20 protein-coding genes and 3 tRNA genes are annotated in these 24,722 nt (G+C 70.1%); 2 read left to right on the top strand and 21 right to left on the bottom strand.

The window, feature by feature from the left end:
- Window positions 1–131: 131 nt before the first annotated feature.
- From POF43_RS20435 to POF43_RS20375, 13 genes are all read right to left on the bottom strand, one after another.
- Window positions 132–626: a DUF1707 and DUF4190 domain-containing protein gene (locus POF43_RS20435; RefSeq protein WP_271323926.1), complete on the bottom strand. Its 495-nt coding sequence runs from the start codon at window positions 624–626 to the stop codon at window positions 132–134.
- Between the two features lie 172 nt (window positions 627–798).
- Window positions 799–1,266, bottom strand: coding sequence for a hypothetical protein (locus tag POF43_RS20430; RefSeq protein ID WP_282704690.1), 468 nt, complete (start codon window positions 1,264–1,266; stop codon window positions 799–801).
- Between the two features lie 678 nt (window positions 1,267–1,944).
- Window positions 1,945–2,676, bottom strand: a complete 732-nt coding sequence (locus POF43_RS20425; RefSeq protein WP_271318708.1) for a DUF4097 family beta strand repeat-containing protein — start codon at window positions 2,674–2,676, stop codon at window positions 1,945–1,947.
- A 419-nt stretch (window positions 2,677–3,095) separates the two neighbouring features.
- Window positions 3,096–6,995, bottom strand: a complete 3,900-nt coding sequence (locus POF43_RS20420; RefSeq protein ID WP_271314056.1) for a DNA-directed RNA polymerase subunit beta' — start codon at window positions 6,993–6,995, stop codon at window positions 3,096–3,098.
- Window positions 6,996–7,117: 122 nt separating this feature from the next.
- On the bottom strand, window positions 7,118–10,603 hold the full coding sequence (gene rpoB / locus POF43_RS20415) for a DNA-directed RNA polymerase subunit beta (protein ID WP_271314057.1): 3,486 nt from the start codon (window positions 10,601–10,603) through the stop codon (window positions 7,118–7,120).
- Between the two features lie 598 nt (window positions 10,604–11,201).
- Window positions 11,202–11,579, bottom strand: a complete 378-nt coding sequence (rplL, locus tag POF43_RS20410) for a 50S ribosomal protein L7/L12 (RefSeq protein ID WP_271314058.1) — start codon at window positions 11,577–11,579, stop codon at window positions 11,202–11,204.
- Window positions 11,580–11,666: 87 nt separating this feature from the next.
- Window positions 11,667–12,230, bottom strand: a complete 564-nt coding sequence (rplJ, locus tag POF43_RS20405) for a 50S ribosomal protein L10 (protein ID WP_271314059.1) — start codon at window positions 12,228–12,230, stop codon at window positions 11,667–11,669.
- 387 nt (window positions 12,231–12,617) lie between these two features.
- Window positions 12,618–13,511: an SCO4651 family lipoprotein gene (locus POF43_RS20400; RefSeq protein ID WP_271324672.1), complete on the bottom strand. Its 894-nt coding sequence runs from the start codon at window positions 13,509–13,511 to the stop codon at window positions 12,618–12,620.
- 120 nt (window positions 13,512–13,631) lie between these two features.
- A complete protein-coding gene (gene rplA, locus POF43_RS20395; protein ID WP_271314061.1) occupies window positions 13,632–14,354 on the bottom strand; it encodes a 50S ribosomal protein L1 in 723 nt (240 codons plus the stop codon).
- Between the two features lie 209 nt (window positions 14,355–14,563).
- Window positions 14,564–14,998 (bottom strand): 50S ribosomal protein L11, encoded by a 435-nt coding sequence (rplK, locus tag POF43_RS20390; protein WP_271314062.1) that lies wholly within the window; start codon window positions 14,996–14,998, stop codon window positions 14,564–14,566.
- Between the two features lie 166 nt (window positions 14,999–15,164).
- Window positions 15,165–16,094: a transcription termination/antitermination protein NusG gene (gene nusG / locus POF43_RS20385; protein WP_271314063.1), complete on the bottom strand. Its 930-nt coding sequence runs from the start codon at window positions 16,092–16,094 to the stop codon at window positions 15,165–15,167.
- A gap of 78 nt (window positions 16,095–16,172) precedes the next feature.
- Window positions 16,173–16,478 (bottom strand): preprotein translocase subunit SecE, encoded by a 306-nt coding sequence (gene secE, locus POF43_RS20380; RefSeq protein ID WP_271314064.1) that lies wholly within the window; start codon window positions 16,476–16,478, stop codon window positions 16,173–16,175.
- A gap of 107 nt (window positions 16,479–16,585) precedes the next feature.
- Window positions 16,586–16,658, bottom strand: a tRNA-Trp gene (locus POF43_RS20375).
- A gap of 264 nt (window positions 16,659–16,922) precedes the next feature.
- Here POF43_RS20375 and POF43_RS20370 point away from each other — a divergent pair.
- Window positions 16,923–18,161: a pyridoxal phosphate-dependent aminotransferase gene (locus POF43_RS20370; protein WP_271324673.1), complete on the top strand. Its 1,239-nt coding sequence runs from the start codon at window positions 16,923–16,925 to the stop codon at window positions 18,159–18,161.
- A 101-nt stretch (window positions 18,162–18,262) separates the two neighbouring features.
- Window positions 18,263–19,276 (top strand): adenosine deaminase, encoded by a 1,014-nt coding sequence (locus POF43_RS20365; protein ID WP_271314066.1) that lies wholly within the window; start codon window positions 18,263–18,265, stop codon window positions 19,274–19,276.
- 78 nt (window positions 19,277–19,354) lie between these two features.
- Here POF43_RS20365 and POF43_RS20360 read toward each other — a convergent pair whose 3' ends face one another.
- From POF43_RS20360 to POF43_RS20325, 8 genes are all read right to left on the bottom strand, one after another.
- Complete coding sequence (locus POF43_RS20360) at window positions 19,355–20,410, bottom strand: UDP-N-acetylmuramate dehydrogenase (RefSeq protein WP_271316490.1); 1,056 nt, start codon at window positions 20,408–20,410, stop codon at window positions 19,355–19,357.
- 238 nt (window positions 20,411–20,648) lie between these two features.
- On the bottom strand, window positions 20,649–22,121 hold the full coding sequence (locus tag POF43_RS20355) for an MFS transporter (protein ID WP_271316489.1): 1,473 nt from the start codon (window positions 22,119–22,121) through the stop codon (window positions 20,649–20,651).
- 77 nt (window positions 22,122–22,198) lie between these two features.
- Complete coding sequence (locus POF43_RS20350) at window positions 22,199–22,780, bottom strand: TetR/AcrR family transcriptional regulator (protein ID WP_271324876.1); 582 nt, start codon at window positions 22,778–22,780, stop codon at window positions 22,199–22,201.
- A gap of 296 nt (window positions 22,781–23,076) precedes the next feature.
- Window positions 23,077–23,511, bottom strand: a complete 435-nt coding sequence (locus POF43_RS20345; protein ID WP_271316487.1) for a MaoC family dehydratase — start codon at window positions 23,509–23,511, stop codon at window positions 23,077–23,079.
- Between the two features lie 2 nt (window positions 23,512–23,513).
- Window positions 23,514–23,966, bottom strand: a complete 453-nt coding sequence (locus tag POF43_RS20340; RefSeq protein WP_271324877.1) for a MaoC family dehydratase N-terminal domain-containing protein — start codon at window positions 23,964–23,966, stop codon at window positions 23,514–23,516.
- Window positions 23,967–24,131: 165 nt separating this feature from the next.
- Window positions 24,132–24,296, bottom strand: coding sequence for a 50S ribosomal protein L33 (gene rpmG / locus POF43_RS20335; protein WP_004571794.1), 165 nt, complete (start codon window positions 24,294–24,296; stop codon window positions 24,132–24,134).
- Window positions 24,297–24,380: 84 nt separating this feature from the next.
- Window positions 24,381–24,453 (bottom strand) — tRNA-Met (locus tag POF43_RS20330).
- 73 nt (window positions 24,454–24,526) lie between these two features.
- Window positions 24,527–24,599: transfer RNA gene (locus tag POF43_RS20325), tRNA-Thr, on the bottom strand.
- Window positions 24,600–24,722: the final 123 nt, after the last annotated feature.

The following is a 24,722-nucleotide window of genomic DNA, read 5'->3' as shown; positions in this document are numbered from 1 at the left end:
GCGCTCCGGGGAGCCCGGCCACCCGGCCGCCGCCCTGCCGCCGCCCGCAACCCGGCGGTCGGCCGCACGCTCCCGGCACCACGGGCGCCCCGGCCCCCGTGGTCATCCCGCTCGGCCCGGCGGTCACGGCCTCAGCCGGAACCCGTCGTCAGCAGCAGGATCAGCCAGAAGACGACACCGAGGTAGCCCAGCACCGCGCCGCCGGTGGCCGCGCCCTTGCCGCCCTCGGTGCCCTCGCCGTTGTTGCGGATCTGCCAGCGCGCGATGTGTCCCAGTGCGATCGCCGCCACCGCCGGCAGGCACAGCGGTATGCCCGCCAGCCCGCACATCAACGACGCCACCGCGAGCCCGTTAGTCGGCTTCTGCCGCACCGGGTAGTACGGCGGCGGGGAGACCGCCTGCGACGGGTAGGGCGGGAACGGCTGGTACACCGGCGAGACGGCCGGCAGCATGGCGCCCGGCGACTGCGGCAGGTCGGCCACGAGCGCGGCCAGCTCGCCGTAGGTGCGCGAGACGTAGGCCCGCCCGACCCGGTCGTCGTGCTCGTCCGCGGTCAGCCGGCCCTCGGCGTACGCCGTCTTCAGCGTGTCGACGGTCCGCTCCCGGTCGGCGTCCGACGCGAGCATGGCCCGGCGGGAAGATCCGCGACCGGTCGGTGACCCCCCGTAGTCCGTCATCGCCGACTGCTCCCCCCAGAACCGGCCCACCCGTCCTAAGCAACAGACGCGGGCCGCACCCCGAAGGTTCCCCGCAGCCCGAACCTCCGCCCGCCGGACCCCGCACCCCGCTCCCCCGCCGTCAGCGCCCGGCCAGCCGCCAGCGCTGCTGCCGTCCCGCACCGCGTCCGGAGGCCGGGTCCGCCGTGCCCACGCCGACCGTCACCGTGGTGAACCGGCCCCGGGTCCGCGCGACCCAGAACGGCCCCACCGCCCGCACCGGCACCGCCGCCCGCCGACGCCCCGCCCGGCCCCGGCCAAACTCCACCGTCACCCCGCCACCGTCCGGCGGCAGGCAGCCCCAGGCCACCGCCCACGCCGCGGCCGCCCCGCCACCGCGCAGTCCGCCCAGCACCGGCGCGCTGAACGCGTTGGCCACGTCCACCGCCACCACCTCGCCGCCGCGCGCCACTTCGAGCGCCGCCCGGCCACCGGTACCGGACGCGAGCCGGAACTCCGGTTCCCCGTCCACGCCTCCGCCCTCCGACGGCACGAGGGCGACCGCTTCCGGGACGGCGGCTTCAGCGATCACCGCTTCGGGGCCGGCCACGGGTATGTCGGAACCCGCCGGCGGGGGTACGTCGGCCGCCGCTCCGTCAGCCACCGCCGACACGGGCGGGCCGGCCATCGCTCCGTCAGCCACCGCCCCGCCGCCCACCGTCGCGTCAGCCACCGCCACGTCAACCACCGCCCCACCGCCCACCGTCACGTCAACCACCACTGCCCCCGGCACGTCAGCCACCCGCACGTCAGCCACCGCTCCCGCGGGAGCACCCCCCGGCTCCGTTCCCCGGCCCTCTCCCGTCAGCCACTTCATCGGCCCCTCCCGCTCTCCACCGTCCCGGCATCGCAGCAGCGCGCGGCCGGAGGGTGTCCGACGGGCCGTCGGGACGGGAATCCGCTCCGCCCCTCGCCGGGGAGACAGCTCCGGGCCGCTTCCTGGGTGGGTCAACCCGCGCCGGCCGCCGATTCATCCCTCCCCGGCACGGCGAAGCCCGACTCCAGCGGTACGCCAGGACTCCGGCACCGGCGTGCTCACCGCGCCGGCACCGGCGTGCTCACCCCCGGCGCCGGTCCGCTCACGCATAACGCCGACCCCCTCACGCATGACGCCACCCCCCTCACGCATGGCGCTGCCGCATGCTCCCGCCGGCGCCGGCACCCGCACCTCCGGCCCCAGCACACTCACCCCGGCCCCATCCCGCTCACCCATGACGCGTCCGCGCCCTCACCCCCGGCGTATCGCCACGTCGCCGGTGTCGGTGTGGGCCGTGACGCGGTACCGGGCGGAGTCGTCCCGGCGTACGCCGACCGACACGTGGCCGGTGCCGGAGCCGGCGGTCACCGCGTAGGCCGGGGCGGAGGGCAGCGTGAGCGTGACGCTGCCGGTGTCGGCGGTCGCGTCCAGCGTGGCCGGCGGGCGGCCGAACGCGGCGTTGACGCTGCCGGTCCCGGTGGTGAGCCGCGCCCGGCCGCCGGTGAGGCCGGTCGCCGTCACGCTCCCGGTGTCCGTGGCGGCGTCCACCGGGCCGCTGAGGCCGTCCAGGACGACGCTGCCGGTGTCGGTCCGCAGGTCGACCGAGGTGCCGGCCGGGAGCTGGACGTCGTAGCTCACCGAGCAGTCGCGGCAGGTGTGGGCCAGTGTCAGGGTGCCGGCGGCGACCGCGTGCGTGGTGTGCGGGGCCGTCTTCCCCCGGTAGCCCTGGCGTTCGGTCACCCGGAGACCCGAGGCGCCCCGGGTGACGTGGATGGACCCGGTGTCGTCGTGCACGACCAGGGCGCGCACCGGGGCGCTCACGGCGTAGGAGACGGTCCGGCTGTGCTGCCCGACGACGGTGACGTCGCAGGCGCTGAGGCAGGCGATGGCGGCTGCCGGACCGCAGAGCAGCAGCAGGACCGGGGCACGGCGGCGGGCGGCCGGGGCGCGGTCCGGCGCGGTGCGGGCAGGTGTGCGCTTCATGAGACGTCTCCCCCTGGCCGGACGGCCTGCGGGACCGACCGGATCGTTGTGCCGTTTCCGCGTTCAGCCTGTCACCGATGGTGACGCCCGGGCATCGCTCGCAGGGGGGATCCGCCGCTCGCCCGCGCGGACGAGCCACCCCTGAGGCGACCCGCACACCGATTCGCACACTTCCCGTACGGCGAGGACCGCCGCGGTACGCCGAGGGGCACCCCCCGACACGCGTCTCCCGTACCGCGCAGGCCACCACAGCACCCCGAGAGGCACCGCCCCCGCCACCACAAACCCCACCACGCCACCCCAAGAAGCACCGCCCCCGCACAACACCCCCACCCCCTCCGCGACACGCCGAAGGGCGGCCACCCCGTGAGGGGTGACCGCCCTGTCAGCGTGCTACGCGCTCACGCGCGGGGGACGACTCAGGTGTTGTAGGGCCCGTAGTCGTAGTCCTCCAGCGGGACGGCCTGGCCGGAGCCGGTGCCGAACGGCGAGTAGTCCATGTCGTCGTAGCCGACGGCCGAGTACATCGCGGCCTTGGCCTCTTCGGTCGGCTCGACCCGGATGTTGCGGTAGCGGGACAGGCCCGTACCGGCCGGGATGAGCTTACCGAGGATGACGTTCTCCTTCAGGCCCAGCAGGGAGTCCGACTTGGCGTGGATCGCCGCGTCGGTGAGCACCCGGGTGGTCTCCTGGAAGGAGGCGGCCGACAGCCAGGACTCGGTCGCCAGCGACGCCTTGGTGATACCCATCAGCTGCGGACGGCCGGAGGCGGGGTGACCGCCCTCGGCGACCACGCGGCGGTTCTCGGTCTCGAACCGGCCGCGCTCGACGAGCTCGCCCGGCAGCAGTTCCGCGTCGCCGGACTCGATGATCGTCACGCGGCGCAGCATCTGCCGGATGATGATCTCGATGTGCTTGTCGTGGATGGACACACCCTGCGAGGTGAAGACCTTCTGGACTTCGCCGAGCAGGTGGATCTGCACCGCGCGCTGGCCGAGGATCCGCAGCACGTCGTGCGGGTTCTCGGTACCGGCCATGAGCTTCTGGCCGACCTCGACGTGGTCGCCCTCGCCGACCTCGAGCCGCGAGCGCTTGGAGACGCCGTAGGCGATCTCCTCGCTGCCGTCGTCGGGGGTGACGACGATCTTGCGGGTCTTCTCGGTCTCCTCGATGCGGACCCGGCCGGCCGCCTCGCTGATCGGCGCCAGACCCTTGGGGGTACGGGCTTCGAACAGCTCGACGACACGCGGCAGACCCTTGGTGATGTCGTCACCGGCCACACCACCGGTGTGGAAGGTACGCATCGTCAGCTGGGTGCCGGGCTCACCGATCGACTGGGCGGCGATGATGCCGACCGCCTCGCCGATGTCCACCAGCTTGCCGGTGGCCAGCGAACGGCCGTAGCACATGGCGCAGGTGCCGACGGCGGACTCGCAGGTGAGGATGGAGCGGGTCTTGACCGTCTCGACGCCGTAGGCGACCAGCTGGTCGATGAGCACGTCGCCCAGGTCGGTGCCGGCCGGGGCCAGCACCTTGCCGTCGATGACGATGTCGTCGGCCAGGCTGCGCGCGTACACCGAGGTCTCGACCCCGCCGGACTTGCGCAGCGAACCGTCGGCGGCACGCTCGGCGATGGCCAGCTTGAGGCCGCGGTCGGTGCCGCAGTCCTCCTCGCGGATGATGACGTCCTGCGAGACGTCCACCAGACGACGGGTGAGGTAACCCGAGTCGGCGGTACGCAGCGCGGTGTCGGCCAGGCCCTTACGGGCACCGTGGGTGGAGATGAAGTACTCCAGCACGGTCAGGCCCTCGCGGAAGGACGCCTTGATCGGACGGGGAATCGTCTCGTTCTTGGCGTTCGACACCAGGCCGCGCATACCGGCGATCTGACGCATCTGCATCATGTTTCCGCGCGCGCCCGAGTCGACCATCATGAAGATCGGGTTGGTGCGCGGGAAGTTGGCGTTCATCGCCTCGGCGACCTCGTTGGTCGCCTTGGTCCAGATGATGATCAGTTCCTTGGACCGCTCGTCCTTGGTGATCAGGCCGCGCTCGTACTGCTTCTGGACCTTCTCGTCCTGCGCCTCGTAGCCCTGAAGGATGCCCTTCTTGGCCTCGGGCACGACGATGTCGGAGACCGCGACGGTCACGCCGGACCGGGTGGCCCAGTAGAAGCCGGCCGCCTTGAGGTTGTCCAGGGTGGCGGCGACGACGACCTTCGGGTACCGCTCGGCCAGGTCGTTGACGATCTCGGAGAGCTGCTTCTTGCCCACCGAGTAGTCGACGAACGGGTAGTCCTCGGGCAGCAGCTCGTTGAACAGCGCCCGGCCCAGCGAGGTGCGCAGCCGGAACGGGTCGCCCTGCTGCCAGGGGTCCTCGCCCTCCTCGCGCGGCGCCGGGGTCCAGCCGCGCGGCGGCATGGTGCCGACCGGGAAGCGGATGTCGATCTGGGACTGGAGCGACAGCTCGCGGGCGTCGAAGGCCATGATGGCCTCGGCGACCGAGCCGAACGCCCGGCCCTCGCCCTTGACGTCGCGCTCCTCGGTGTCGGTGGTGAGGAAGAACAGACCCAGGACCATGTCCTGCGTCGGCATCGTCACCGGACGGCCGTCGGCGGGCTTGAGGATGTTGTTCGAGGACAGCATCAGGATGCGGGCCTCGGCCTGCGCCTCCGCGGACAGCGGAAGGTGCACGGCCATCTGGTCGCCGTCGAAGTCCGCGTTGAACGCGGTGCAGACGAGCGGGTGGATCTGGATGGCCTTGCCCTCGACCAGCTGCGGCTCGAAGGCCTGGATGCCGAGGCGGTGCAGGGTCGGCGCGCGGTTGAGCAGCACGGGGTGCTCGGCGATGACCTCTTCGAGGACGTCGTAGACGACCGTGCGGCCGCGCTCGACCATGCGCTTGGCCGACTTGATGTTCTGCGCGTGGTTCAGGTCGACCAGGCGCTTCATCACGAACGGCTTGAACAGCTCCAGCGCCATCGCCTTCGGCAGACCGCACTGGTGCAGCTTCAGCTGCGGGCCGACGACGATGACCGAACGCGCGGAGTAGTCCACGCGCTTGCCGAGCAGGTTCTGACGGAAGCGGCCCTGCTTGCCCTTGAGCATGTCGGACAGCGACTTCAGCGGGCGGTTGCCCGGACCGGTGACCGGACGGCCGCGGCGGCCGTTGTCGAACAGCGCGTCGACGGCCTCCTGGAGCATGCGCTTCTCGTTGTTGACGATGATCTCGGGCGCGCCGAGGTCGAGAAGCCGCTTCAGGCGGTTGTTGCGGTTGATGACGCGGCGGTACAGGTCGTTCAGGTCGGAGGTCGCGAAGCGGCCACCGTCCAGCTGCACCATCGGGCGCAGGTCCGGCGGGATGACCGGGACGCAGTCCAGCACCATGCCGTTGGGGCTGTTGCGGGTCTGGAGGAACGCGGAGACGACCTTGAGCCGCTTGAGGGCACGGGTCTTCTTCTGGCCCTTGCCCGAGCGGATGATCTCGCGGAGCTTCTCGGCCTCTTCCTCCAGGTCGAAGGACTCCAGGCGCTTCTGCAGCGCCGCGGCGCCCATGCCGCCCATGAAGTAGGTGCCGAAGCGGTCGCGCAGCTCGCGGTAGAGCAGCTCGTCGCCCTCCAGGTCCTGGACCTTGAGGGACTTGAAGCGGCTCCACACCTCGTCGAGGCGGTCGATCTCGCGCTGGGCGCGGTCGCGCAGCTGCTTCATCTCACGCTCGGCGCCCTCGCGCACCTTGCGGCGCACGTCGGCCTTGGCGCCCTCGGCCTCCAGCTCGCCGAGGTCGGCCTCCAGCTTCTTCTGCCGGCCCTCGACGTCGGAGTCACGGCGCTGCTCGACCTGCTGGCGCTCGACGGAGACCTGGGCCTCCAGCGAGGGCAGGTCGCGGGTGCGGCGCTCCTCGTCGACCCAGGTGATCATGTAGGCCGCGAAGTAGATGACCTTCTCGAGGTCCTTCGGCGCGAGGTCGAGCAGGTAGCCGAGCCGGCTGGGAACACCCTTGAAGTACCAGATGTGGGTGACGGGCGCGGCCAGCTCGATGTGGCCCATCCGCTCACGGCGCACCTTGGCGCGGGTCACCTCGACGCCGCAGCGCTCACAGATGATGCCCTTGAAGCGGACACGCTTGTACTTACCGCAGTAGCACTCCCAGTCCCGGGTGGGGCCGAAGATCTTCTCGCAGAAGAGTCCGTCCTTCTCGGGCTTGAGGGTGCGGTAGTTGATGGTCTCCGGCTTCTTGACCTCGCCGTGCGACCACTGACGGATGTCGTCCGCGGTGGCCAGGCCGATCCGCAGCTCGTCGAAGAAGTTGACGTCGAGCACTGTTCGTCAATCCCACCTTCGTGGTTACCCGGCCAGTACGACGACCGGGGGTGTGTCTCAATCATGGTCTGAACGGGTCCGGGATCGCCGCCCGGCCTCCGGGGAGGCCGGGCGGCAACCCGTCAGACCTCTTCGACGCTGCTCGGCTCCCGCCGGGACAGGTCGATACCCAGTTCCTCCGCAGCGCGGAAGACATCCTCATCGGTGTCACGCATCTCGATGGACATGCCGTCGCTGGACAGCACCTCCACGTTCAGGCAGAGCGACTGCATCTCCTTGATGAGCACCTTGAAGGACTCGGGGATGCCGGGCTCGGGGATGTTCTCGCCCTTGACGATGGCCTCGTAGACCTTCACGCGGCCGAGCACGTCGTCGGACTTGATGGTCAGCAGCTCCTGGAGGGCGTAGGCGGCGCCGTAAGCCTCCAGCGCCCACACCTCCATCTCGCCGAACCGCTGGCCACCGAACTGCGCCTTACCACCCAGCGGCTGCTGGGTGATCATCGAGTACGGCCCGGTGGAGCGGGCGTGCAGCTTGTCGTCCACCAGGTGGTGCAGCTTGAGGATGTACATGTAGCCGACCGCGATCGGCTCGGGGAACGGCTCACCGGAGCGGCCGTCGAACATCCGGGCCTTGCCGGACGGCTCGACCATGCGGTCGCCGTCGCGGTTGGGCACGGTGGCCTCGAACAGCCCGGAGATCTCGTCCTCGCGGGCGCCGTCGAACACCGGGGTGGCGACGTTGGTGTCCGGGTCGACCTGGCCGGCCCCGATCGCCTCCAGGCGGCGGGCCCACTCGTCCGCGATGCCGGAGACGTCCCAGCCCTGCTTGGCGAGCCAGCCCAGGTGGATCTCCAGGACCTGCCCCGGGTTCATGCGGGACGGGACACCGAGCGGGTTGAGGATGATGTCGACCGGGGTGCCGTCCTCCAGGAACGGCATGTCCTCGACCGGCAGGATCTTCGAGATGACGCCCTTGTTGCCGTGCCGGCCGGCGAGCTTGTCGCCGTCGGTGATCTTGCGCTTCTGGGCGACGTAGACCCGGACCAGCTGGTTGACGCCGGGCGGCAGCTCGTCGCCCTCCTCGCGGTCGAAGACGCGCACGCCGATGATCTTGCCGATCTCGCCGTGCGGCACCTTCAGGGAGGTGTCGCGGACCTCGCGGGCCTTCTCGCCGAAGATGGCGCGCAGCAGGCGCTCCTCCGGGGTCAGCTCGGTCTCACCCTTGGGGGTGACCTTGCCGACCAGGATGTCGCCGGCCACGACCTCGGCACCGATGCGGATGATGCCGCGCTCGTCGAGGTCGGCCAGCACCTCCTCGGAGACGTTCGGGATGTCCCGGGTGATCTCCTCGGGGCCCAGCTTGGTGTCGCGGGCGTCGACCTCGTGCTCCTCGATGTGGATCGAGGACAGGACGTCGTCCTGCACGAGGCGCTGCGACAGGATGATCGCGTCCTCGTAGTTGTGGCCCTCCCACGGCATGAACGCGACCAGCAGGTTCTTGCCGAGCGCCATCTCACCCTGCTGGGTGGACGGGCCGTCGGCGAGCACCTGGCCGGCCACCACGCGGGCGCCCTCGTCCACGACGACCTTCTGGTTGAAGGAGGTGCCCTGGTTGGAGCGGGAGAACTTCGCGACGCGGTACGTGGTGTAGGTGCCGTCGTCGTTGGTCACCGTGACGTAGTCGGCGGAGACCTCCTGGACGACGCCGTCCTTCTCGGCGGTGATGACGTCGCCGGCGTCGACCGCGGCGCGGTACTCGATGCCGGTGCCGACCAGCGGCGCCTCCGACTTCAGCAGCGGCACCGCCTGCCGCATCATGTTGGAGCCCATGAGCGCGCGGTTGGCGTCGTCGTGCTCCAGGAACGGGATCATGGCGGTCGCGACCGACACCATCTGGCGCGGCGAGACGTCCATGTAGTCGACCTCGGCGCCGGGCACCAGGTCGACCTCGCCGCCGCGGCGGCGGACCAGGACGCGGGCCTCGGAGAACGTGTCGTTGTCGTCCAGGCCGGCGTTGGCCTGCGCGATGAGGAAGCGGTCCTCCTCGTCGGCGGTCAGGTAGTGCACCTCACGGGTGACCTGGCCGTCGACGACCTTGCGGTACGGGGTCTCGATGAAGCCGAACGCGTTGACCCGGCCGTAGGAGGCCAGCGAGCCGATCAGACCGATGTTCGGGCCTTCGGGCGTCTCGATCGGGCACATGCGGCCGTAGTGCGAGGGGTGCACGTCACGCACGTCCAGGCCGGCCCGCTCACGGGACAGACCGCCGGGGCCCAGCGCCGACAGGCGGCGCTTGTGGGTCAGGCCGGACAGCGGGTTGGTCTGGTCCATGAACTGCGACAGCTGGCTGGTGCCGAAGAACTCCTTGATGGAGGCGACGACCGGCCGGATGTTGATCAGGGTCTGCGGGGTGATGGCCTCGACGTCCTGGGTGGTCATCCGCTCGCGGACGACACGCTCCATACGGGCCAGACCGGTGCGGACCTGGTTCTGGATCAGCTCGCCGACGTTGCGCAGGCGGCGGTTGCCGAAGTGGTCGATGTCGTCGACCTCGACGACCACGGCCGCGCCGTTGTCGCCGGTCGTCCCGGTCTCGCCGGCGTGCAGCTTGACCAGGTACTTGATCGTCGCGAGGACGTCCTCGACGGTGAGCACGCCGGCGTCCAGCGGCGCGTCGCTGCCGAGCTTCTTGTTGACCTTGTACCGGCCGACCTTCGCCAGGTCGTAACGCTTCGGGTTGAAGTAGAGGTTCTCCAACAGCGTCTGGGCGGCTTCACGGGTCGGCGGCTCGCCCGGGCGCAGCTTGCGGTAGATGTCGAGCAGCGCGTCGTCCTGGCCCTGGGTGTGGTCCTTCTCCAGGGTGGCGCGCATGGACTCGTACTCGCCGAACTCCTCGAGGATCTGCTCGGTGGTCCAGCCCAGCGCCTTCAGCAGCACGGTGACCGACTGCTTGCGCTTGCGGTCGATGCGGACGCCGACCATGTCGCGCTTGTCGATCTCCAGCTCCAGCCAGGCGCCCCGGGAGGGGATGACCTTGGCGGAGAAGATGTCCTTGTCGGACGTCTTGTCGATGGAGCTGTCGAAGTAGACGCCCGGCGAGCGGACCAGCTGCGAGACCACGACACGCTCGGTGCCGTTGATGCAGAAGGTGCCCTTGTTGGTCATGAGCGGGAAGTCACCCATGAAGACCGTCTGCGACTTGATCTCGCCGGTCTCGTTGTTGGTGAACTCGGCGGTGACGAAGAGCGGGGCGGCGTACGTGAAGTCGCGCTCCTTGCACTCGTCGATCGAGTTCTTCGGGGGCTCGAAACGGTGGTCGCGGAACGTCAGCGACATCGACCCGGAGAAGTCCTCGATCGGCGAGATCTCCTCGAAGATCTCCTCGAGGCCGGACTTGGTGGGGACGTCCTGTCCGCTGTCCAGCGCCGCCTCTACACGACCCTTCCACGCGGCGTTGCCGAGCAGCCAGTCGAAGCTCTCGGTTTGCAGGGCGAGAAGGTTCGGAACCTCGAGCGGTTCGTTGATCTTCGCGAAAGAGATGCGCAGCGGTGCGGTGCTGGCGCCGTTGTTCGATTGGGTGTTCGAGGCGTTGCGCGAGGCGGCCAAGAGGGGGTCCTTCCGAGGGCTCGGACTCACTACGCGCGTACCGGTCCCCCCTGAGCCCGTACGACGGCGTCCCGATGGAGGACGACACCGTATTTGAGGTGCTCAGACGAATGCTGGTCCCTGGTGACGGGCCAGGCGACAGCTAACAGGCAGCGCAAAGGGTCAGTGTAGCCATTCGGCACACTGATGTCCAGAGCAGTGATTCGGAGACCGAATCATCTCCCCCTCGTCATCTGGTGGAGCCGGTCCGACCCGGGTCCACATCACGGTCCTGCGCTTCCGTCGTCAGTCATTCCCGGATCACGGTCGATCCATGCCTCGCGATGCGAACGGCTTACGACGCGTCCTGAGAATTGCGCGCTGCGTGCGGTTCGTCAAGGCCCCCGCCCCTCGGAGATCCTCGGAGAGTTCGTCAGATCCGTGTTCGAGAGGGGTCGCGACGACCACCGTTGATCACCATACCCGGGTCCGCCGACAACGGCGGCCAACCGGCTCGACGACCACCGGAACACCGCAGGGCGGCCACCCGTACGGGTGGCCGCCCTGCGGCTGATCAGCCCACGAAGGGGCTGGTCACGGCATCAGAGCCGTGACAGGGTCACTTGACCTCGACGGAGGCGCCAGCGGCCTTGAGGGAGTCGGCAGCCTTCTGCGCGTCTTCCTTCTTGACCTTCTCCAGGACCGGCTTGGGGGTGCCGTCGACCAGGTCCTTGGCTTCCTTCAGGCCGAGCGAGGTCAGCTCACGCACGACCTTGATGACCTGGATCTTCTTCTCGCCGGCGCCGGTGAGGATGACGTCGAACTCGTCCTGCTCCTCGACGGCCTCGGCGGCGGCCGGGGCAGCGGCGGCAGCGGCGACCGGGGCGGCGGCCTCGACGTCGAACTTGTCCTCGAAGGCCTTCACGAACTCGGAGAGCTCGATCAGGGTCATCTCACCGAAGACCTCGAGCAGCTCGTCCTGGCTGAGCTTCGCCATGATGGCGGTCCTTCCACTAATTCGGCTGGTGCCGGGGGTGTATTTCGGCGGGCATACTCGGCCCGTTCCGAGGGTGGGCTGCGGGCCTTATTCGGCCGCGGCGTCCTCGGTGGCGGGAGCCGTGTTGTCGGCACCGCCCTGCTCGACCTTGCTGCGCAGCGCGTCCGCGGTACGGACGAACTTCGACAGCGGGGCCTGGAAGGTCGCCGCGGCCTTGGCCATGGACGCCTTCATGCCGCCGGCCAGCTTGGCGAGCAGCACCTCGCGGGACTCGAGGTCCGCAAGCTTCTTGATCTCGTCGGCGGACAGCGTCTTGCCGTCCATGACGCCGCCCTTGATGACCAGGGCGGGGAATTCCTTCGCGAAGTCGCGCAGACCCTTCGCCGAGGTCACCGGGTCACCGGTGACGAAGGCGATCGCCGTCGAACCCGCGAACAGGTCGTCGAGCTGGGTGATCCCGGCCTCGTTGGCCGCGATCTTGGACAGCGTGTTCTTCGCGACGCTGTAATGAGCGTTCTCACCGAGCGAACGGCGCAGCTGCTTCAGCTGCGCCACGGTGAGACCGGTGTACTCGGTCAGCACAGCGGCGTTCGAACTGCGGAACTTGTCCGTCAGCTCGGCAACCGCGGCAGCCTTGTCGGGCCTCGCCATGAGCCTCGGCCTCCTTCCGGGTGGTTGCGGACCGCGCGGACTGAAGGAGGAGGCCCCGGGACAAACGGAACGCCCCGGCGCAGGCGCACGGGGCGTGATCTCGACCGGACGAACCGCATCCGGGAGTACATCCTCATGAACACCTGCGCAGGCCGTCCGCACCCAGCGGATTCCTTCGGCCACCCAACCCCCTGAAACCTTGGGGAAGGACAGCGACCAGCGGTCTTTGGCTTCACGAGGACCATACGTGAACGGCCCGCGCCGGAGCAAATCCGCCCCGGAACCGGCGCGATGTCCCGGCACCGGACGGCCCGGGTCAGCCAGCCGGCGGACCAGCGGGTCGGGCGGGCCGGACGGCGGGTCGGGCGGCGGGTCGGGCGGACCGCGTCAGGACTTGCCCTGCTGCGCCAGCATCTTGGAGACGTCCATCGTCTGCGAGGCCGGCGGCGGGGTGACGGTGACCTTGACGCCGTAGTCGGTGTAGAAGGCGGTGGAGTTCATCGTGCCGCTGCTCATGGCGCACTTCTCGACCTTCTCCACCAGCAGCCCGTGGCCGTCGACCCAGACGTCGATGTGGTCGTTCTTGATGCCCTGCGACTTCAGCTGGCCCTGGAGCTGCTTGACGGTCGCGGCGTCCAGGCCGGGCTGCGCGCCGAGCAGCTTGTCGACGTCCACCACGCCCGCGTAGTGCGTGGTCGCCACCCCGTTGACGGTCGCGGAGCCCAGCGACTTCACGTCACCGGAGGCGATCAGCATCTGCACCGAGCGGGTCGGGTTGTTGTTCTGGAACTCCTCCTTCATCGCGTCGCCGGAGGCGCCCAGCTGCTTGGCCAGCGCGTCGTAGGAGTACTTCATCCAGGGCTTGCCGCCGTCGGACTTGGCCATCGTCGGGCCCATGTCCACGAACATGGCGTCCGGGGTGTAGCGCGCCTGCATGGCGCCGTCGGTGCCGAGCTGGGCGGTGGCCGAGGACGCCTGGGCGCCGCTCATCTTGAGCGTCATGTTGCCGCTCATGCCCTGGGACCAGTCCAGCGTGCCCTTCATCGTGACGCTCATCTGGTTGGTCTTGGTGGTGCCGTCGACCTTGGCGGACTGCTGCTGGTTGGTGTTGGTGACGGCCGCGCGCAGCGCCGCCAGCGGGCTGGCGGCCGTGGTGCTGCCGCTGCTGGAGGAGCCGTTGGCGGACGCCTTGGTGCTGTGGCCGCCACAGGCCGACAGCGTGCCCAGTGCGGCGACGGCCGCGACCCCCGCGGCGGCCGTGCGAAATCCTGCGTGCTTCATGGAGTGCCTCCCCCTAGAAAAACCGACGCGAAGCACGCTAGCGCATGCGAAAGGGGCCCGGAGTGACACTCCGGGCCCCTTCGCACAGCCTGTACAGATCATTCAAGCTGTCGGAACAGCTCAGACCGCGGCCGGGTCTTCCTCGACCATGAGGTTGCGGGTGCGGTTCGGGTCGAGCGGGATGCCGGGGCCCATCGTGGTGCTGATGGCGGCCTTCTTGATGTAACGGCCCTTGGCGGCCGACGGCTTGAGGCGCAGAACCTCGTCGAGCGCCGCGGCGTAGTTCTCCACCAGCTGCTGCTCACCGAACGACGACTTGCCGATGATGAAGTGCAGGTTGGAGTGCTTGTCGACGCGGAACTCGATCTTGCCGCCCTTGATCTCGTTCACGGCCTTGGCCACGTCCGGGGTCACGGTGCCGGTCTTCGGGTTCGGCATCAGGCCACGGGGGCCGAGCACGCGGCCCAGGCGGCCGACCTTGCCCATGAGGTCCGGGGTGGCGACGACGGCGTCGAAGTCCAGACGCCCCTTCGCGACCTCGTCGATCAGTTCGTCGGAGCCGACGATGTCGGCGCCCGCGGCTTCCGCCGCCGCAGCACGGTCACCGGTCGCGAAGACCAGGACCCGGGCGGTCTTGCCGGTGCCGTGCGGAAGGATGACGGTGCCACGGACCATCTGGTCGGCCTTGCGCGGGTCGACACCCAGGCGCATGGCGATCTCGACGGTCGAGTCGAACTTGGTGGACGAGGTGTCCTTGGCGAGACGAACCGCCTCAAGCGGGCCGTACAGCCGCTCGCGGTCGATCTTGGCCTCCGCGGCGCGGAGGTTCTTGCTGCGCTTCACTGCGTCTCCTGGAATACGGAATGGAGTTCGTGGTGCCGGGCCGCGCACGACCCTCCCACGGATGAACAACGGGCGACGGGGACGTCACCGAGGTCCCTCGCCACTCGGGCGCGGGATGTCAGCCCCAGCCCACATCGCTCGGGCTTCCTGCTCGCCCGCTCCGCGGACGACCTCGCTTCGCTCGGCCGGCCACTGCGTGGGTTCGGGTGTCAGCCCTCGATGGTGATGCCCATGGAACGAGCGGTACCCGCGATGATCTTCTCCGCGGCGTCCAGGTCGTTCGCGTTCAGGTCGGGCATCTTGGTGGTGGCGATGTCGCGGACCTGGTCGCGGGTGATCTTGGCGACCTTCTTGACGTGCGGCTCGCCGGAGCCCTTGTCCACACCGGCGGCCTTGAGGATCAGGCGCGCGGCCGGCGGGGTCTTGGTGATGAAGGTGAAGGAACGGTCCTCGTAGACCGTGATCTCCACCGGCACGACCATGCCACGCTGCGACTCGGTCGCGGCGTTGTAGGCCTTGCAGAACTCCATGATGTTGACGCCGTGCTGGCCCAGCGCGGGGCCGACCGGCGGGGCCGGGTTGGCGACGCCGGCGTTGATCTGGAGCTTGATCAGCCCCGTGATCTTCTTCTTCTTGGGAGGCATTGCTCTCTCCGGGTCCTAATCGAGAGTGATTCATGCCTGCGGGCAGGCATGCCGCACCACGATAACGGGTATCTCGGCGCGGCTTGAAACCGAGCAGGTCAGACCACCTGGAAGCGTGGCCTGACCTGGACGGAAGCGAGGGGGCACGGCCGGGGCCGCGCGACGGCTAGTTCTTCTGGATCTGGTCGAAGGACAGCTCGACCGGGGTCTCCCGGCCGAAGATCTCGACCAGGCCCTTGACCTTCTTGGAGTCGGCGTTGATCTCGTTGATCGTCGCCTGGAGGGTCGCGAACGGGCCGTCGGTGACGGTGACGGAGTCGCCGACCTCGAAGTCCAGGACCTGGACCTCGACCTTCTTCTTCTGCGCGCCGCCACCGGCCGCCGCGGCCTGCTCCTCGACCTCCGGGGCGAGCATCTTGACGATCTCGTCCAGGGTCAGCGGGTACGGGTCGTACGCGTTGCCGACGAAGCCGGTGACGCCGGGGGTGTTGCGGACGACGCCCCAGGACTCGTTCGTCAGGTCCATGCGCACCAGCACGTAGCCGGGCAGCTTGTTCTGGCGGACGGTGCGGCGGTCGCCGTTCTTGATCTGGACGACCTCTTCCTGCGGCACCTCGGCCTGGTAGATGTAGTCCTCGACGTTCAGGGAGACCGCGCGCTGCTCCAGGTTGGCCTTCACGCGGTTCTCATAGCCGGCGTAGGTGTGGATGACGTACCACTCACCGGGCAGGGTGCGCAGTTCCTCACGGAACGCGGCGACCGGGTCGACGACGGGCTCTTCCTCGGCCGGCTCTTCGTCGCCGTCCTCGTCGGAAGCGTCTTCCTCGTCGGAAGCGTCCTCGGCGTCGGTGTCCTCGGACGCCTCGGCGTCGTCGTCCTCGTCGGACTCCGCCTCGTCCTCGTCGGCAGCCTCGTCGGAGGCGTCCTCGTCGGTCGCCCCGGTGTCGGCGTCCTCGGGCTCGGCGTCGGCGGTCTCCGCCACGTCGGCAGCGTCGGTGTCCTCGACCTCGGCCGTGACGGCCGTCGCCTCAGCCTCGTCGGCCGCGTCGTGGTGCTCGACGGGCTGGTCGGCTTCGTTCAGGTTCGGGTCGGACACGATGGCTGCTTCTTCCTGACTTTTTCAAAGAATGGAACATGCGAAAGGGCGCCCCCGAGGGCGCTCCTCGCGGGGTTCTCAGCCGAAGACGTACTTGATGAGGGAGGAGAAACCCCAGTCGATCAAGGTCACGATACCGATCATGACGGCGACGAAGACGATGACGACGGTGGTGTAGGACATCAAGTCCTTGCGGGGCGGCCAGACGACTTTCCGCAGCTCCGCGACGATCTGCCGGTAGAACAGCCCCATCCTTGCGAACGGGCCCTTCTTGCCGCGCTTGCCGCCGCGCTTCTTCTTCGACTTGTCGTCGAGGAATTCGTCGGTGTCGTCCTCCGGCCGGCCACTTTCAGGCGTCGCGGTGGAGCCCAGGGCTTCCGTCACTCGTCCTCACCTGAATCCGGGTCGGGGCCAAGCCGTGCCTGCCCGGCTGCACGGCGATACTTTTACCAACGTACGCGTACTCACGTCCGTAGGACGAACGTGCCTCGCAGGGCCGGAGGGACTTGAACCCCCAACCGCCGGTTTTGGAGACCGGTGCTCTACCAATTGAGCTACGACCCTTTGCGTCCCCCAACGTAGCGCATCCGTCGCGACGCACTGAGTGCGCAGGCCGGATCCGCGTTCGCCGAGGACCACGAGGGTTGAGTGTACGGGTAGATCGGCCGGGCGTCGAACGTGAACTGCCGGAAGTTCGGCATCGTCCCTCACCACAGCGCCAGTTGGCGGCGGCGCCCCCGCGTGGTGGCGTTTCTCCGGCTCACCCGCACGGGTAGCGGGGCCCGGGAGCTTTCCGGTCGGCCGGGCAGGTCTGCGACGATGAGGCGCATGAGCGCAGCTACTCCCCCCGTTACGTCCCCCACCGACCGACGGGTCTCGGCCCGTATCGGCTCGATCTCGGAGTCCGCCACGCTGGCCGTGGACGCCAAGGCCAAAGCACTCAAGGCCGCGGGCCGGCCGGTCATCGGCTTCGGCGCCGGCGAGCCGGACTTCCCGACCCCCGACTACATCGTCGAGGCCGCGGTGGCCGCCTGCCGCGAACCGCGCTTCCACCGCTACACCCCGGCCGGCGGGCTGCCCGAGCTGAAGAAGGCGATCGCCGCCAAGACGCTGCGCGACTCCGGCCTGGAGGTCGACCCGTCCCAGGTCCTGGTGACCAACGGCGGCAAGCAGGCGATCTACGAGGCGTTCGCGGCGATCCTCGACCCGGGCGACGAGGTCATCGTGCCGGCGCCGTACTGGACCACCTACCCGGAGTCGATCCGGCTGGCCGGCGGCGTGCCGGTCGAGGTGGTCGCCGACGAGACCACCGGGTACCGGGTGGGCGTCGAACAGCTGGAGGCCGCCCGCGGTCCGCACACCAAGGTGCTGCTGTTCGTCTCGCCGTCCAACCCGACCGGCGCGGTGCACAGCCGCGAGCAGGTCGAGGAGATCGGCCGCTGGGCCGCCGAGCACGGCCTGTGGGTGCTCACCGACGAGATCTACGAGCACCTGGTCTACGGCGAGGCCACCTTCACCTCGCTGCCGGTGGCCGTCCCCGAGCTGCGCGACAAGTGCGTCATCGTCAACGGCGTGGCCAAGACGTACGCCATGACCGGCTGGCGGGTCGGCTGGCTGATCGGCCCGAAGGACGTGGTGAAGGCCGCGACCAACCTCCAGTCGCACGCCACCTCCAACGTCTCCAACGTCGCGCAGGCCGCCGCCCTGGCCGCCCTGACCGGCGACCTGTCCGCGGTCGACGAGATGCGCACCGCGTTCGACCGGCGGCGCCGCACGATCACCCGGATGCTCAACGAGATCGACGGCGTCGTCTGCCCGGAGCCGGAGGGCGCGTTCTACGCCTACCCGTCGGTGAAGGCGCTGCTGGGCAAGGAGATCCGCGGCCGCCGTCCGGGCAGTTCGGTCGAGCTGGCCGCGCTGATCCTGGAGGAGGCCGAGGTCGCGGTGGTCCCCGGTGAGGCGTTCGGCACTCCCGGGTACCTGCGGCTGTCCTACGCGCTCGGCGACGCGGACCTCGCCGAGGGCGTCTCGCGGCTCCAGAAGCTGCTGTCCGAGGCCCGCGACTGACGTACGGACCCCGTTCAGGGGTTCGCAGCCGGCCCCCGCCCGCGCGCACCGATCGGATGATCGGGTACCGGTCGGGGGCCGATCTGTAGCAGGATCTGGGAATGGCGCGCGATGTCACTCTGCTTCCCAAGGCCCACCTGCACCTGCACTTCACCGGTTCGATGCGGTCGTCCACCCTGCTGGAGCTGGCCGACCGGTACGGCGTCCACCTCCCGGAGGCACTGACCTCCGGCGAGCCGCCGAAACTGCGGGCCACCGACGAACGCGGCTGGTTCCGCTTCCAGCGGCTGTACGACATCGCCCGCTCGTGCCTGCGCACCCCCGAGGACATCCAGCGGCTGGTGCGCGAGGCGGCCGAGGAAGAGGTCAAGGACGGCTCCGGCTGGCTGGAGATCCAGGTCGACCCCACCTCGTACGCCCCCCGGCTCGGCGGGCTGATCCCGACCCTGGAGATCATCCTGGACGCGGTGCACACCGCCTCCCGCGACACCGGCGTCGGCATCGCGGTCCTGGTGGCCGCCAACCGCATGAAGCACCCGCTGGAGGCCCGCACGCTGGCCCGGCTGGCGGTGCGCCACCGCGACCGGGGCGTCATCGGCTTCGGCCTGTCCAACGACGAACGCCGCGGCCTGGCGCGCGACTTCGACCGGGCCTTCGCCATCGCCCGGGAGGGCGGCCTGATCGCGGCCCCGCACGGCGGCGAGCTGGCCGGCCCGCACAGCATCCGCGACTGCCTGGACGACCTGCACGCCAGCCGGGTGGGCCACGGCGTACGGGCCGCGGAGGACCCCGCCCTGCTGGCCCGGCTCGCCGACCGCGGCATCACCTGCGAGGTCTGCCCGGCGTCCAACGTCGCCCTGGGCGTCTACGAGAAGCCCGAGGACGTGCCGCTGCGCACGCTCTACGCGGCCGGCGTCCCGATGGCCCTCGGCGCCGACGACCCGCTGCTCTTCGGCTCCCGGCTCGCCGCCCAGTACGAGATCGCCCGCGACGCGCACGGCTTCACCGACGCGGAGCTGGCGGACCTGGCCCGCCAGTCGGTCCGCGGCTCCTGCGCACCGCCGGACGTCCGGGAGCGGCTGCTCACCGGGATCGACGAGTGGTTGAAGCCTTAGGAGGGGCGGGCCGGGGTTGAGGCGGCGGCTGGGGGCGGCGGTGGCTGAGGGAGCTGGGGCGATGATCGGATCAGCGGATCAGAGGGTCGCGCCGACCATCACCGGTTCGTTGACCAGGGTCACCCCGAAGACGTCCTGCACGCCGTCGCGGACCTCACGGGCCAGCGCGAGCAGGTCCTCGGTCTTGGCGGCGCCGCGGTTGGTCAGCGCGAGGGTGTGCTTGGTGGAGATCGTGGCGGGCCCGGAGCCGTAGCCCTTCGTGAACCCGGCCCGTTCGATCAGCCAGGCCGCCGGCACCTTCACCCGCCCGTCCGCGTCCGGCCAGCCCGGTACCGGCACGTCCGCCCCGACCCGGGTCCGCGCCCGGTCCAGGAAGACGGCGTGCGCGTCCGCGTCCAGCACCGGGTTGGTGAAGAACGAACCCGCCGACCACGTGTCGTGGTCCGCCGCGTCCAGCACCATGCCCTTACCGGCCCGCAGCCGCAGGACGGTGTCCCGGGCGTGGGCGAGGGCCACCCGCTCCCCCGGCCCGACACCGAGCGTCCTGGCGACCTCGGCGTACCTGACCGGCGTCGACATCCCGCCGGCGTCCTCCAGCGAGTAACGCACCCGCAGGATCACGTACCGGCCGGGGCTGCGCTTGAAGTGGCTGTCCCGGTAGGCGAAGGCGCACTCCCCGGCGGTCAGCGTGACGATCTCGCCGGCCGTCCTGTCGTACGCGGTGACGCCGGTGACCGTGGAGGAGACGTCCTGGCCGTAGGCGCCCACGTTCTGGATCGGGGTGGCGCCCGCCGACCCCGGCACGCCCGCCAGGCACTCGACGCCGGCCAGTCCCGCCTCGACGGTGCGGTCGACCGCGTCCGTCCAGGTCTCCCCCGCCGCGAGCTCCAGCTCCGTGCCGTTCAGCTCGAATCCGCGCGTCGCGATCCGCACCGCGGTGCCGGCGAAGCCGCCGTCGGCCACGACGAGGTTGCTCCCGCCGCCGATGACCAGCACCGGCACGCCCGCGGCGTCGGCCTCCCGGACCGCGCCGACCACTTCCTCGTCCGTCGTCGCGGTCACCAGGCGGGCCGCCGGCCCACCCAGACGGAACGTCGTATACGGCGCGATCGGCGCGTCAAGGTCTACTCGCACGGGGCCAGCGTAACCGGACACCGATCCCGGCCGCGGTGAGCCCGCCGGCGGTCCGGCCGCCCGCCGGACCGCCTGATCCGGCGGCAGGCGGTCCGGTGGAAGACCTCCGCCCTCACCGGCCACCGCCCCCTCCGCCGCACCGCCGGCCGCCCCGGAGGAACCGCACCGGTGACCGCCCCGGAGGAACCGCACCGCCGCCCGCCCCCGGCAGGAGCCGTCCCGCGGACCCCGCGCCGGCCTAGGACGCCGTGGCCGCAGCGGACGCGCCGACCGGGGACTTCTCCTCCGCCTTCGCGTCCGCCGCCCGGGGCCTCCTGGGGAGGAGAAACGCGGCGACCGCGCCGACGGCGACCGCCACGGCCCCGGTCCACAGCGCCGGGGTGATCCCGTTGACGAAGGACTGGCCGGAGGCGTAGGAGCCGTTGGCGGAGAAGACGGAGGCGAGGACGGCCACGCCGAGGGCTCCGCCGATCTCGCGGACGGCGTTGTTGGCGCCGGAGGCGATCCCCTGTTCGTGCGGGGCGACGGTCCCCATGAGGACGTTCGCGCTGGGCGAGAAGTACATGGCCATGCCGATGCCGCTGACGGCCAGCGCCGGCACCTGCGCCGCGTAGGAGACGTCGACCGACATGATGACCGCGAACCAGCCGAGGCCGATGGCCTGGAGGGCGAGGCCGATGGCGATGACGGGCCGGCCGCCGATCCGGTCGGACAGCGTGCCGGCGATCGGCGCGACGACCATCGGCATGGCGGTCCACGGCAGCATGCGCAGGCCGGCCTGGATCGGCGTGTACCCCTGCACGCCCTGGAGGAACTGGCTGAGCAGGAAGACCGAGCCGAACATGCCGAGGAACATCAGCAGGCTGGCGGCGTTGATCGCGCTGAAGCCGCGGTCGCGGAACAGCCGCATGGGCAGCATGGGGTGGGCCGCGCGCAGTTCGTAGCGGACGAAGGCGGCGACGAGGACGGCGCCGGCGGCGAGCATGGCGAGGATGAGCGGGCTGGTCCAGCCGTCGGCGTTGCCGCGGATCAGCGCGTAGACGATGCCGAACAGGCCGAGGCTGACCAGGGCGGTACCGGGCAGGTCGATGCGCAGGGCGCGGCCGTGGCTCTCGCGCAGGCGCAGCCGGGCGAACGGCAGCACGGCGATGCCGATCGGTACGTTCAGCCAGAAGATCCAGTGCCAGGACAGGTGTTCGGTCAGGGTGCCGCCGATGAGCGGGCCGCTGGCTATGGCGAGGCCGTTGACCGCGCCCCAGATGCCGAAGGCCATGCCGCGCCGGCGGGCCGGGACGGCCGCGGACAGCAGGGTGAGGGTCAGCGGCATCATGATCGCCGCGCCGGAGCCCTGGATGGCGCGGGCGGCGATGAGCTGGTCCATGCCGGTGGAGAGCGCGGCGCCGGCCGAGGCGACCGTGAAGATCGTCAGACCGGTGAGGAACATCCGGCGGCGGCCGAACCGGTCGCCGAGCGCCGCGCCGAACATCAGCAGCACGGCGAAGGTGAGGGTGTAGGCGCTGACCGTCCACTCCAGGTCGGACAGCTGCCCGCCGAGGTCCTTGCGGATGGAGGGCAGTGCGGTGGTGACCACGAGGTTGTCGAGCGCGGCCATGAACCCGGCGACGCTGGTGATCACCAGGGCCCAGATGACGCCGGCCCGGCCGCGCGGCGGCGCGGTGTCGGCCGGCCGCGGTGTGGTGGTTGTCTTCATGCCTTCCCCTGGTGCTTAGTTATCGATCACTACTTATCGTGGTCACACGTATGCCCTCTCCGGAAAGAGGGCGGGGGTCAGTCGGTCAGCGCGAGCAGTTCCCGGGCGGCGATCTTGCAGTCGTCGCCGAGCGCGTTCCAGCACCGGTCACCGGGCGGGATGCCCAGGGAGACCAGGACGTTGATCAGCATGCCGGTGCCGAAGAAGTGGGTGAGCTCCTCGTCGGTGGAGCCGGTGCGGCCCCGCACGAAGTCCCACAGCCCGGTCCAGCGCCGCCGGATGAACTCCGACAGCTCGGGGTTCTCGGCGGAGGCGGCGGCCACGTAGAGCTGCATCTGCATCAGCAGCACGTCGCGGTCCAGGATGAGTTTGGCGTACCCCTCGGCCATCGCTTCCTTGGCGTCGTGGCCGCTCAGCCCCTCGGTGGCCTTCTCGAAGGTGGCCAGCGTCACGTCGAAACAGCGTTCGGCGGCCGCGCGGAACAGCGCCTGCTTTCCGGGGAAGAGCCGGAAGAGGTACGGCTGCGAAACGCCGACCCGCCGGGCGATGGCCTCGGTCGAGGTGCCGTGGTACCCGGTACGGGCGAATTCCGTGTACGCCGCCCGCACGACGCTCTCGCGCCGCTCCTCGGCCGACATCCTGGGTCCTCTGCTCGCCATGGTTATAAGTTATTACTCACTAACTAACTCGTCAAGTGGGTGTGCTCTGCTGAGAGCTTTCCCGGGGCCGGGGCCTGCCGGGGCCGGGGTCTTCACCGGTCGGCGGCCGCCGCTTCGGGGGCCGGGGCTTGCCGGGGCTTGCGTCTTCACGGGCCGGGGTCCGCCGGTTCGGGGCCCGGGCCGGCGCGCTCCGGGTCGGTGTCGGCCGGACGGGCCCGGTTCGGCCCGGGTTCGGCCCCGGTGCAGCTCGCGGGCCTCCGGCGGAGGTGGGTGACCGCCGCCGGAGGCACCGGGGGTCAGGCGAGGCGGACGACCGCGCGGGCCATGCCGAGGACCTTCTGGCCGGCGGCGGTGACCGTCAGGTCGACGCGGACCGTGCGGGCCTCGTCGTCCAGCTTGGCGGCCACCTTGCCGGTGATCTCGATGACGGCGCCCTTGTCGTCGTTGGGGACGACCACCGGCCTGGTGAAGCGCACCCCGTAGTCGACGACCGCGCCCGGGTCGCCGGCCCAGTCGGTGACCACGCGGATCGCGGAGGCCATGGTGAACATGCCGTGCGCGATGACGTCCGGCAGTCCGACCTCCAGGGCGAACTTCTCGTTCCAGTGGATCGGGTTGAAGTCACCGGAGGCGCCCGCGTACCGCACGAGCGTGGCGCGGGTCACCGGGAAGACGCCGGGCGGCAGTTCGGTGCCGGTCGCGACCTCGTCGTACGTCAACTTGGCGGCCACGCTCATACCTCCTCGGGGGCACGGGCGACGAGCATCATCAGCGAGGTCACCACGTGCTCGCCGTCCGCGTCGTGGACCTCGCCGCTCACGGTCATCAGATCATTGCCGGCCATCGACTTGATGGACTCGATGCTCACCGTCACCACGAGCCGGTCGCCGGCCCGCACCGGCCGGGTGTAGCGGAACTTCTGGTCGCCGTGCACCACCCGGCTGAAGTCCAGCCCGAGTTCCGGGTCCTCCAGCACCTGCTGGGCCGCCTGGTAGCTCAGCGCGAACGGGAAGGTCGGCGGCGCGATCACGTCCGGGTGACCCAGCGCACGCGCGGCCGCCGGATCGGTGTACGCGGGGTTGGCGTCGCCGATGGCGACCGCGAACTCGCGGATCTTCTCCCGGCCCACCTCGTACGGGGCGGTGGGCGGGTAGGTACGCCCGACGAAGGACTGGTCGAGCGGCATCGGCACCTCCGGAAAGCTTACGGACATACGGTCGGACGATCATCGGAAACCCGGCGCCCGGCAGCCGGCGCGGAGCGCGGAGCGGAGAAACGCCGCGAGGCCGCCCCCTGGGACGGGGACGGCCTCGCGGCGTATGTCTTCCAGCGCGTTACGCGCCGACCAGGGTCAGCGGGTTTCGCGGTGCGCGGTGTGCGCGTTGCAGCGCGGGCAGTGCTTCTTCATCTCAAGACGGTCCGGGTCGTTACGCCGGTTCTTCTTGGTGATGTAGTTCCGCTCCTTGCACTCCACGCAGGCCAGCGTGATCTTCGGGCGGACATCGGTGGCAGCCACGTGAGTGCTCCTTGACGGACATTAGGTGTGAACGCAGGAAGAGTAGCCGATCGAAGGACCGATCCCACAATCGGCTACAGGGAGTAGCGGTGACCGGACTTGAACCGGTGACACAGCGATTATGAGCCGCTTGCTCTACCGACTGAGCTACACCGCCTTGATGAGGGGAACCTCGTCGACCTACCACCGGCAGAACCGGCGGTGGGCAAACGAGATTCCCTTCTCACCTGAGCCCCAATACGGAATCGAACCGTAGACCTTCTCCTTACCATGGAGACGCTCTACCGACTGAGCTATTGGGGCGAGCGAGGAAGACATTACACGGTCCGCAGCCGTACGTGAAATCCAAATACGGTCCCCGCCGACGTGGCGCAACTCACCCCCGGCAACGGGTCGTAGGAGGGGTGCGCGGCGGGGGGCCGCGGA

Origin of the sequence: Streptantibioticus silvisoli, from assembly GCF_027947535.2 — a bacterium.
Classification (GTDB): domain Bacteria; phylum Actinomycetota; class Actinomycetes; order Streptomycetales; family Streptomycetaceae; genus Streptantibioticus_C; species Streptantibioticus_C silvisoli.
This window is presented reverse-complemented; position numbering and strand designations above follow the sequence as displayed.